This window comes from Streptomyces sp. PU-14G, assembly GCF_041028275.1.
GTDB lineage: Bacteria > Actinomycetota > Actinomycetes > Streptomycetales > Streptomycetaceae > Streptomyces.
Map to the genome: position 1 here is coordinate 22,292 of NZ_JASKYT010000049.1, position 10,289 is coordinate 32,580.

At 72.6% G+C, this 10,289-nt stretch carries 8 protein-coding genes; 2 read left to right on the top strand and 6 right to left on the bottom strand.

Features of this window, described 5'->3' with window-relative positions; genetic code table 11:
• Nucleotides 1-9: 9 nt before the first annotated feature.
• Genes mraY through rsmH form a run of 6 tightly spaced genes read right to left on the bottom strand, consistent with a single transcriptional unit; the run spans nt 10 to nt 7,825 of the window.
• Nucleotides 10-1,074 (bottom strand): phospho-N-acetylmuramoyl-pentapeptide-transferase, encoded by a 1,065-nt coding sequence (gene mraY / locus AB8Z75_RS08915; RefSeq protein WP_369200868.1) that lies wholly within the window; start codon nt 1,072-1,074, stop codon nt 10-12.
• Nucleotides 1,071-2,513, bottom strand: a complete 1,443-nt coding sequence (gene murF / locus AB8Z75_RS08920) for a UDP-N-acetylmuramoyl-tripeptide--D-alanyl-D-alanine ligase (RefSeq protein ID WP_369200869.1) — start codon at nt 2,511-2,513, stop codon at nt 1,071-1,073. The genes mraY and murF overlap by 4 nt, the downstream gene beginning before the upstream one ends.
• Nucleotides 2,510-4,354 (bottom strand): UDP-N-acetylmuramyl-tripeptide synthetase, encoded by a 1,845-nt coding sequence (murE, locus tag AB8Z75_RS08925; RefSeq protein ID WP_369200870.1) that lies wholly within the window; start codon nt 4,352-4,354, stop codon nt 2,510-2,512. Before murE ends, murF begins: the two co-directional genes overlap by 4 nt.
• Before the next feature lie 3 nt (nt 4,355-4,357).
• Nucleotides 4,358-6,439, bottom strand: a complete 2,082-nt coding sequence (locus tag AB8Z75_RS08930; protein WP_369200871.1) for a peptidoglycan D,D-transpeptidase FtsI family protein — start codon at nt 6,437-6,439, stop codon at nt 4,358-4,360.
• Nucleotides 6,436-6,822, bottom strand: coding sequence for a septum formation initiator family protein (locus tag AB8Z75_RS08935; protein WP_369200872.1), 387 nt, complete (start codon nt 6,820-6,822; stop codon nt 6,436-6,438). Before AB8Z75_RS08935 ends, AB8Z75_RS08930 begins: the two co-directional genes overlap by 4 nt.
• 31 nt (nt 6,823-6,853) lie before the next feature.
• Complete coding sequence (gene rsmH / locus AB8Z75_RS08940; protein WP_369200873.1) at nt 6,854-7,825, bottom strand: 16S rRNA (cytosine(1402)-N(4))-methyltransferase RsmH; 972 nt, start codon at nt 7,823-7,825, stop codon at nt 6,854-6,856.
• A gap of 393 nt (nt 7,826-8,218) precedes the next feature.
• Here rsmH and AB8Z75_RS08945 point away from each other — a divergent pair, with 393 nt between their 5' ends.
• Nucleotides 8,219-8,749 carry a beta-class carbonic anhydrase gene (locus AB8Z75_RS08945; RefSeq protein ID WP_369200874.1) on the top strand — a complete coding sequence of 177 codons (531 nt, stop codon included), beginning with the start codon at nt 8,219-8,221 and terminating at the stop codon, nt 8,747-8,749.
• Nucleotides 8,750-9,061: 312 nt separating this feature from the next.
• Entirely contained in the window at nt 9,062-10,165 is a 1,104-nt protein-coding gene (locus tag AB8Z75_RS08950; RefSeq protein WP_369200875.1) for an AAA family ATPase, read from the top strand.
• The last annotated feature ends 124 nt before the right edge of the window (nt 10,166-10,289 follow it).

Sequence of the window (10,289 nt, forward strand, 5' to 3'; positions counted from 1 at the left end):
TCCCGAAGGTCACTTGCTGGCCGCCCAGCCCGCGTAGAAGATGCCGACGCCGACGATGGCGCACATGCCCTGGATGATCCAGAACCGGACCACGACAAGGACTTCCGACCACCCCTTGAGTTCGAAGTGGTGCTGGAGCGGCGCCATCTTGAAGACGCGCTTGCCGGTCAGCCGGAAGGAGCCGACCTGGATGACGACGGACATGGTGATGAGCACGAACAGGCCGCCGAGGATGGCCAGCAGCAGCTCGGTGCGCGAGCAGATGGCCAGGCCGGCGAGCGCGCCGCCGAGCGCCAGGGAGCCGGTGTCGCCCATGAAGATCTTGGCCGGGGAGGTGTTCCACCACAGGAAGCCGAAGCAGGCGCCCATCAGCGCGGCGGCGACGACGGCCAGGTCAAGCGGATCCCGTACCTCGTAACAGCCGGGGCCCGCGGTGGCGATGTGCGCGCAGGACTCCTGGTACTCCCACACGCAGATGAACACATAAGCGCCGAAGACCATCACCGAGGCGCCGGTGGCCAGGCCGTCGAGACCGTCGGTGAGGTTCACGCCGTTGGACATCGCCAGGATCATGAACAGCGCCCAGACGACGAACAGCACGGGCGGCAGTGCCCAGCCGAAGTCCTGGGTGAAGGAGAGCTTGGTGGAGGCGGGGGTGAGCTCGCGCGCGTTCTCGAAGCTGAGGGCGAGGGCGGCGAAGGCGATACCGACGATGAGCTGCCCGGCCATCTTCGCCTTGGCGCGCAGGCCCAGGCTCCGCTGTTTGACGATCTTGATGTAGTCGTCCAGGAAGCCGACCAGGCCCATGCCCGCGAACAGGAACAGCACCAGCACGCCGGAGAAGGACGGCGGTGCGCCGGTGACCAGCTTGGTCAGCACGTAGGCCAGCAGCGTCGCCAGGATGAAGGCGATGCCACCCATCGTGGGGGTGCCGCGCTTGCTGTGGTGGTTCTGCGGGCCGTCGTCGCGGATGAACTGGCCGTAGCCCCGCGAGGCGAGCAGCTTGATCAGCAGCGGGGTCCCGATCAGGGACAGGAAGAGTCCGATGACCCCGGAGATAAGGATCTGCCTCATCGGGCGGCGCCTCCGGCCTCGTGCGCCGAACCGGCCGTTCCCTCCAGGAGGGCTGCCGCCACCTTCTCCAGACCCACCGACCTGGAGGCCTTCACCAGTACGACATCCCCCGCGCGCAGTTGCTCACGCAACAGGTCGACGGCCGCCTCAGTGCCGGACACGTGCACCGACTCCTCACCCCACGAACCCTCGTTCTTGGCACCCATGTCGAGCCAGGCGGCCTCCCGGCCTCCGACTGCCACGAGCTTGCTGACGTTGAGCCGGACGGCGAGCCGTCCGATCGCGTCGTGTTCGGCGAGCGAGTCGTCGCCGAGCTCGGCCATCTCACCCAGCACCGCCCAGGTCCGGCCCCCCCGGGCCTTCGCTGCCTGGCCCATGGCGGTCAGCGCGCGCAGCGCGGCCCGCATGGAGTCGGGATTGGCGTTGTAGGCGTCGTTGACGACCGTGACGCCGTCGGCGCGTTCTGTGACCTCCATCCGCCACCGGGAGAGCGTGCCCGCCGCGGAGAGCGCGTCAGCGATGTCCCCAGCGGGCATGCCCAGTTGGTGGGCGACGGCGGCCGCGGCAAGCGCGTTCGACACGTGGTGCTCACCGTACAGGCGGAGCGTCACGTCGCCGCACCCGGTAGGTGTGTGAAGCGTGAAGGCAGGGGTACCGCGCTCGGACAACCGGACGTTTTCCGCCCGTACGTCCGCTTCGCGGTCCTCGCCGAAGAAGAGGACGCGGGCCTGGGTGCGCGCGGCCATCGCACGCACGTACGGGTCATCGGCGTTGAGCACCGCCACGCCCCCGTCGCCCGCGGCGGGCAGCGTCTCCACCAGCTCGCCCTTGGCCTGGGCGATCGCCTCACGACCGCCGAACTCGCCGATGTGCGCGGTGCCGACGTTGAGGACGACGCCGAACCGCGGCGGGGTCAGCTCGGTGAGGTAGCGGATGTGCCCGATACCGCGGGCCCCCATCTCCAGCACCAGATGCCGGGTGCCCTCGTCGGCGCGCAGCGCCGTCAGCGGCAGCCCGATCTCGTTGTTCTGGGAACCTTCGGGCCACACCGTGGGGCCCAGCCGCGACAGCAGCTGGGCGATGAGGTCCTTGGTGCTGGTCTTGCCGCTGGAGCCGGTCAGCGCCACCACCTCGGTGCCGAGGGTCTGGACGGTGTGCCGGGCGAGGGCCCCGAGGGCGCGGGTGACGTCGTCGACGACGATCGCGGGCACACCGACGGGACGGGTGGCGAGCACGGCGCGCGCGCCCGCTTCGACGGCCGCCGCCGCGAAGTCGTGGCCGTCTGCACGCTCACCGGCGAACGCCGCGAAGAGGGCGCCGGGGCCCACCTGGCGGGAGTCGATCACCACGGGCCCGGTGATCCACGCGTCCTGGTCCGTTATGTCGTGCTGCCGTCCGCCGGTGAGGGCGGCGATCTGAGCGAGGGAGAGGGGGATCATCGGTTCTGGTCGTCTGTCCGGTGGGTCTCGGCGGATGGGGACGGGTCACTCTGCGCGACGGAGGAAACCTGCGGGGCCGCGGCACGTTCGGCGGCCCGCTCGTGGATGGCCGAGCGGAGCACCTGGGTGTCGTCGAAGGGCCGCACCACGCCGGCGACGTCCTGGCCCTGCTCGTGCCCCTTGCCCAGCACGAGCACGGTGTCACCGCTGCCGGCGCGGGCGACGGCGGCACGGATGGCGGCGGTCCGGTCCTCCTCCAGCAGCACGGTGCCGCGCTCGTGGGTGGGGACCTGAGCGGCGCCGCCGAGCATGGTGGCCAGGATCGCCAGCGGGTCCTCCGAGCGGGGGTTGTCGGAGGTGAGCACGGCCGTGTCGGACAGCCGGGCGAGCGCCGCGCCCATGGCGGGACGCTTGTGCGGGTCGCGGTCGCCGCCGCAGCCGAGGACGGCGTGCACCGCACCGTCGGTGACCTTGCGGACGGCGTAGAGCACCGACTCGACGGCGTCGGGCTTGTGCGCGTAGTCGACGATCGCCAGGTAGTCCTGGCCCGCGTCCACCCGCTGGAGGCGCCCTGGGACGCCGGGCACCTCGCTGATGCCCTCGGCGGCCGTGTGCGGGTCGATGCCGGCGGCCACCAGCGCGGTCAGCGCCGCGAGCGCGTTGGCCACGTTGAAGGGGCCTGCCAGCGGGACGCCCGCGGGCACCTGCTGCCCCTCGGGGCCGACGGCCGTGAACGTCGAGCCGAACGGGCCGAGCACCACGTCCTGCGCCCGCCAGTCCGCGTCGGGGTGCCCCTCGGCGGAGAACGTGGTGACGGGGAAGCCCTCCTCCCCCAGTTCGGTCAGCAGCCGGAAGCCGTACTCGTCGTCGAAGTTGACCACCGCGGCCCGCGAGCGGCGCGACGTGAACAGCTGCCGCTTGGCCTGGAAGTAGTCCTCCATGTCCGGGTGGAAGTCCAGGTGTTCGGGGCTGAGGTTGTTGAACACCCCGATGTCGAAGACGCAGCCGTCCACCCGGCCGAGGACGAGCGCGTGGCTGGAGACCTCCATGGCCACCGCGCTGACGCCGCGCTCCCGCATCACCGCGAACAGCGCCTGGAGGTCGGTCGCCTCGGGGGTGGTGCGCTCCGACTTGATGCGCTCGTCGCCGATGCGGGACTCGACGGTGCCGATCAGACCGGTCAGCCCGCCCGCGGGGTGAGGGCCCTCGCCCTCGGCGGCGCGCACCTCGCGCGGCAGGCCCTTCTCCGCGGCCTTCCGCAGTCCGCCGTCCACCAGGTAGGCGGTCGTCGTCTTGCCCGAGGTGCCGGTGATGCCGATCTGCAGCAGGTCCTCGCCGGGCTTGCCGTAGAGGGTGGCCGCCAGTTCCCCCATACGGGCGCGCGGGTCGGGCACCGTCAGCACCGCGAGCCCCGTGGCCTCGGCGCGGGCCGTGCCGCCCGGGTCGGTGAGCACGGCGACGGCACCGAGGCTGCGGGCCTGCTCCACGAAGTCGGCGCCGTGCAGCCGGGCGCCGGGCAGCGCGGCGTAGACGTCGCCGGGGCGCACGGCGCGCGAGTCGTGGGTGATGCCGGTGGCGGACACGTCGGTGTCGGCGGTCCCGGTCACGACCGCGCCCGGCGCTTCGGCGTCCAGCAGTCGGGCCAGCTCCGCGAGCGGCACGGGCTTCACCCGCGTGGGGCGGGGCGGCCCGGGGTAGGACTCGGGGGAGGTCTGATCAGCTTGTGGCACGGCGGTGAGCGTACCGGGCGGGGCGGTGGTGCCGCGAAGCGAGGGGCGCGGCGGCGCCTCGGCTGCCTGGGGGTTGCACTCGCTGTCAGTGATCGTTCTCACGTGGCGCATGGCTCAGTCGTTCTTGTCCTTCTCCGCGGACACGGGAAGCCGCGCGGACTCGGCCCCCGTCGGGGGAATCTGGAGGGTCTTGAGGGAGAACTTCATGACCTTCTTGTAGACGGGCCCGCACACGTCGCTGCCGAAGTAGCTGCCCTTCTTGGGGTTCTGGACGGCGCAGTAGACGGTGATGCGGGGCTTGTCGGCCGGGGCGAACCCGGCGAAGGAGGCGGTGTAGCCGTGGTAGCGGCCGGTCTGGGGATCCACCCGGTTGGCCGTACCCGTCTTGCCCGCGACGCGGTAGCCGGGGATCTTCGCCGTGGTGCCGGTGCCCTCCATGTCGGAGACGACGGACTCCAGCATCCTGGCGAGCGTCCCGGCGGTCTTCTCGCTGACGACACGGCGCTGGGCGGGGGGCTTGGCGGGCCGGTAGCGCCCGTCGGGGCCCGTGGTGCCGCGGATCAGGCTGGGTTCGATCCGCCGGCCGCCGTTGGCGATGGTCGAGTAGATGGAGGCGGCCTGCACCGCGTTGAGGGACAGGCCCTGTCCGAAGGGGATCGTGTACTGCTGGGAGGCGCTCCAGTTCTCCGGTTTCTCCAGCAGGCCGTTGGTCCCGCCGGGGAAGTCGAGCCCCGTGGGGCGCCCGATGCCGAACTTGCGCAGATAGCTGTAGAGGACCTTGTTGGCCTGCTTCTGGGTCTTCCCCAGCTGCTCGGTCGCCAGGATGGTGCCGATGTTGCTGGACTTGGCCAGGACGCCGTTGAGCGTCAGGTGCCAGGTGGGGTGGTCGACGTCGTCGGCGAAGGAGCGGTCGGCGCGCTTGAGCCGGTTGGGGACGGTGACGGCGGTACGCGGAGTGGCCTTGCCCTCCTCCAGCACGGCCGCCATCGACATGACCTTGCTGGTGGAGCCGGGCTCGTAGGCGTCCTGGACGGCCGGGTTGCCGAAGGAGTCCACCTTCGCGCTGCCGATGTCGTTCGGGTCGAACACCGGTGCGCTGGCCATGCCGAGCAGCTGCCCTGTGCGGGTGTCCTGGACGATGACGTAACCGCTGTCGGCGTGCGACTTCGCCACCTGGTCCCTGATGGCCTCCTGGGCGGCCCACTGGATGTCCCGGTCGAGCGTCAGCTCCACATCCGCGCCGGGCCGGGGCGCCTGCTCGCGAACGCCCGCCGTGGGAACCTGGCGGCCACCCGACTGGGCGTAGGTGATCTTGCCGTTCTCGCCGGCGAGCTTCTTGTCGAGCATCGCCTCGACACCGGCGCCCCCCTTGCCCTCCCTGTTGACGAAACCGAGGACGGAGGCCGCCAGCTTCTTGTTCGGGTACACGCGCTTGGCGTGCTTCTCCTGGTAGACGCCCGCCAGCACGCCGGGCCCCCCGTCTCCGGCCTTGCCTGCCGCCTTCTCGGCCAGCTCCTGCTTGAGCTTCTTGATCTTCCGCCAGGTCTGCGGGGTCTGCTGGCGGGCCAGCAGCACGTACCGGGTGTCCGGCTTGGAGAGCTTCTTCGCCAGCTCGGCACGGCTCTTGTCCAGCAGCGGGGCCAGGATCTCGGCGGCGCGCTCGGGGGCGTCGGCGACCTTGGCCTGCTTCGGGGTGAACAGGAAGGGGTCGGCGGTGATGTCGTAGGCGTCGACCGTGGTCGCCAGCGCCGAGCCGTCCCGCGCGCTGATGGTGCCGCGCTCGGCCGCCAGCGGCACGGTGATGTAGCGGTTGACGGCGGCCTTCTGCGCGTACGCGCCCGCGTCCACGGCCTGCACCTGGAGCAGCCTGGCCGTGAAGACGAGCATGACGAGGGTCAGCGCGACGGCGACCAGGCGCAGCCGCGGACGCGGGTTCACCAGCCGCAGGGTCTTGGCGCCCGCGCCGCCCCGCGGAGGCCGGCCCCCGGTGCGGGGCGCGCGCCGCGCGGCGGCCTGGCGGGCGCCCTTGCCCGCGCCGGAAGCGCCCGAGCCCGATCCGGTCCGTGCGGAGCCGGCGCCGCGGCCCGCGGGGGTCCTGGACGACGGGGTGCGGCCCGGTTCCCTGCGGCTCGGGCGGGGGACCCGGCGCGGGCCCTGCCCGGTGCCACGGCCCTGTTCGCGGGGGCGCTCGCTCACGGCCCCACCTGCCCCGCGCCGGCCCCGGTCTCCTGGCCGCCGCCCGGGGTGCCGAGCACGGTGCCGTCGGGGCGCAGGAAAACGGGGGTGCCACCGGGTACGAGGCCGAGTTCGCGGGCCCGTTCCTCCAGGTGGTCGGGGGCCGAGTAGCCGTCCACCTCCTGCTGGAGGGCCTGTTGCCGGTCCGTCAGCTCCTCGGTCTCCTTCTCCAGCTTCGACAGCTGGAAGGAGCCCTTGTTGAGGGCGGCGTTCAGCAGCAGCAGGGCCAGCAGCCCGCTGCCCAGCAGCAGGACGATCAGCAGGACGAAGGGGGTGCGGGCCGCCTGTGCGCTGCCCGCGGGCACCAGCCGGGCCAACCGTGCGAGGCGCTGCTGCGCGGTCACATCGCCTCCCGGGGGTCTCTCGTGCGGGTGGTCACGTGGCCTCCCTGATGCGCTGGACGGCCCGCAGCCTGGCCGGGGCGGCCCGGCGGTTCTCGGCGATCTCCTCGTCGGTGGCCTGCTCGGCGCCGCGGGTCAGCAGGCGCAGCCGCGGCTGGTACTGCTCCGGCACCACCGGCAGGCCCGGCGGCGCGGTGTTGGCCGCCCCCGCGGCGAACAGCTGTTTGACCAGCCGGTCCTCCAGCGAGTGGTAGGACATCACGACCATACGGCCGCCCACCGCGAGCGCCTCCAGCGCGGCCGGCAGCGCCCGCTCCAGCACGGCCAGCTCCCCGTTGACCTCGATACGCAGCGCCTGGAAGGTGCGCTTGGCCGGGTTGCCGCCGGTGCGCTTGGCGGCCTGCGGCAGGGCGTCGCGGATCAGTTCGACCAGCCGGGCACTGCGCGTGAAGGGCTCCTTCTCCCGCTCCCGCACGATCGCCTCGACGATGCGGCGGGCCTGCTTCTCCTCCCCGTAGGCCCGCAGGATGCGCACCAGATCGCCGGGAGCGTAGGTGTTGAGCACCTCGGCGGCCCCGGGACCCTTCGTCTGGTCCATGCGCATGTCCAAGGGCGCGTCCTGCGCGTAGGCGAAACCCCTCTCCGCCTCGTCCAGCTGGAGGGAGGAGACGCCCAGGTCGAACAGGACGCCCTGGACCCGGGGGACGCCCAGGCGCTCCAGCACCTCGGGCAGCTCGTCGTAGACGGCGTGCACGAGCGTCGCCCGGTCGGCGTACGGGGCCAGGCGCTCGCCCGCCAGTTCCAGCGCGGCGGTGTCCCGGTCCAGGCCGATCAGACGCGCCGCGGGGAAGGTCGACAGCAGGGCCTGGCTGTGGCCACCCAGACCGAGGGTGCAGTCGACGACGGTCGCGCCGGGCTCGGCCAGCGCGGGAGCGAGCAGGTCCAGCGTGCGCCGGAGCATCACGGGGTTGTGCAGTTCGCCCACGGGCCGCTCGTTGGTGGTCACTGTGCCCTCTCAGATCTGGCGGGCACCGTGCACGTGCTCCTTGGTCCCCGCCCGCTCGAAGGGGAGTGGCCGCCCGCGCCGTGAAGCGCCGGCAGCCGGGAGCGGGAGGAGGCCGAGCCGCACGTGCGCGCCCGCGGGCGCGAGGGGAATCGGGGTCCTTGGGGAGCGTTCTTGCCTCCCACTTCGCGTCACTTTAGTCCACTCGTCCCCTCGGTCAACTACGGGACCAGGCGCGTCCCGACAGGGGCTGACACCCGATCCGTGGACGTGTTGTCCGCCGGACGGGTGAGGCGGGGCTTCTGCCTGTGTATTACCTCACAACCAGGTGCACCGTCCCCCTTTCACCCACCTCCGGGCGGGCCGCCTCGGCCGGGGCGGGCTAACGTCATACACATGTCGATATCCGCCCCTCAGCCGCCCGAGCCCTCCCTCTCCGCCACCGAGGCCGCGATCGCCGCCAATCAGGCGTACGCGCGCGACTTCACCGACCCGGGACTGGGCGCTCCCCCGGCGCGCCAGGTTGCCGTCGTCACCTGCATGGACGCCCGGCTGGACCTGTATCCCGCGCTCGGCATGAACCTGGGCGACTGCCACGTCATCCGCAACGGCGGCGGCGTCGTCACCGAGGACGTCATCCGCTCGCTGACCATCAGCCAGCGTGCCCTGGGCACCCGCTCGGTCATGCTCATCCACCACACCACCTGCGGACTGCTCAGCATGACCGAGGACTTCCGCAACGAGCTGGAAGCGGAAGTGGGCCAGCGCCCCTCCTGGGCCGTCGACTCGTTCCAGGACCTCGACCAGGACGTGCGCCAGTCGATCGAACGGGTGCGGACCTCACCGTTCCTGCCGCACCGGGACGACGTGCGCGGATTCGTCCTCGACGTGGCGACGGGGGAGCTGCGCGAGGTCGCACCGGCCTGAGCCGAGCCGCCGTCCGGCCGACCGCCGCGCTGACGCGTCTGCGCGGCGGTCGTCCGGGCGCCCGGCTGCCGGGACGGCCGCCGCCGCGGCAGCCGCCGGACCTGCCGCGGGCGGTGTTCCCTTCCGCTGCCGGAAGGTGCGGCCCGGGCGCCGGAACCGGCCGGGTCCGGCGCCGGGGATGCCCCGGGAGAGTGACGGAAGGCCCTGTGGCCGTGAAGAATGAGCAACAGCGCACGACGCAGGGCCCGGTGGAGCGGACGCGAGGGGCGTACGCGCGGGTGGTACGAGCGGGGATGGGGCCGAGGAGGGCCGGTGACGACCTATGACGAACGGGCGAACCTGAGTGACCTGAGCGCCACGGCGGGCGAGGTGCGCCGCTGTGTCGAGTCGGTGATCGAGGGCAAACCCGAGGCCGTGCGGCTCTCGTTGACGGTGCTGCTGGCCGAGGGGCACCTGCTGATCGAGGACGTGCCCGGCGTCGGCAAGACGATGCTCGCCAAGGCGCTGGCCAGGTCGGTCGACTGTTCGGTGCGCCGGATCCAGTTCACTCCCGACCTGCTGCCCTCCGACATCACCGGAGTCAGCGTCTACGACCAGCAGCGCAAGGACTTCGAGTTCAAGCCCGGCGCCGTCTTCGCGCAGGTCGTCATCGGGGACGAGATCAACCGTGCCTCGCCCAAGACGCAGTCCGCGCTGCTGGAGTCGATGGAGGAGCGGCAGGTCACCATCGACGGGCAGACCTACGAGCTGCCCGACCCTTTCATGGTCGTGGCCACCCAGAACCCGGTGGAGATGGAGGGCACCTATCCACTGCCCGAGGCCCAGCGAGACCGGTTCATGGCACGCATCTCCCTCGGCTACCCCAGCCCGTCCGCGGAGCTGGAGATGCTCGACGTGCACGGCAGCGCCTCGCCGCTGGAGGACCTGCAGCCGGTGGCGCACGCGCACGACATCGTCAAGCTGATCGAGACGGTGCGCCGCGTGCACGTCGCGGACGCCGTGCGGCGCTACGCGGTCGAGCTGGTGGCCGCCACCCGCGCGCACCCGGACCTGCGGCTGGGCGCCTCGCCCCGCGCGACCCTGCATCTGCTGCGCGCCTCCAGGGCGGCTGCCGCGCTGGCCGGGCGCGAGTTCGCGCTGCCCGACGACGTGCAGGCGCTGGCCGTCCCGGTGCTGGCCCACCGCCTGCTGCCGACCGCGCAGGCGCAGTTGAACCGGCGCACGGCGGAGCAGGTGGCGGCCGAGATCCTGCAGCGTGTGCCGGTGCCCGCCTTCGGCTCAGGGCCCGGGCACGGACACGGCGCCGGTCCGGGTGCCGGCGCGCCGCCCGGTGCTTACGGGCAGCCGCAGCAGCCGGGCCGGCCGCCGACCGGCGCGGGCGGCCGGCCGCCGACCGGGCAGCCCCGGGGCTTTTGATGACCCACGGACCGCCCCCCGCGGCGCCGCCCGGCTCCGCTTCCGGCGCCGGACCGTACGGCGGCGCCGGGCCGTACGGCGGCGCCGGGCCGTACGGCGGTTCGGGGGCCGGGCCCTCGGGGGG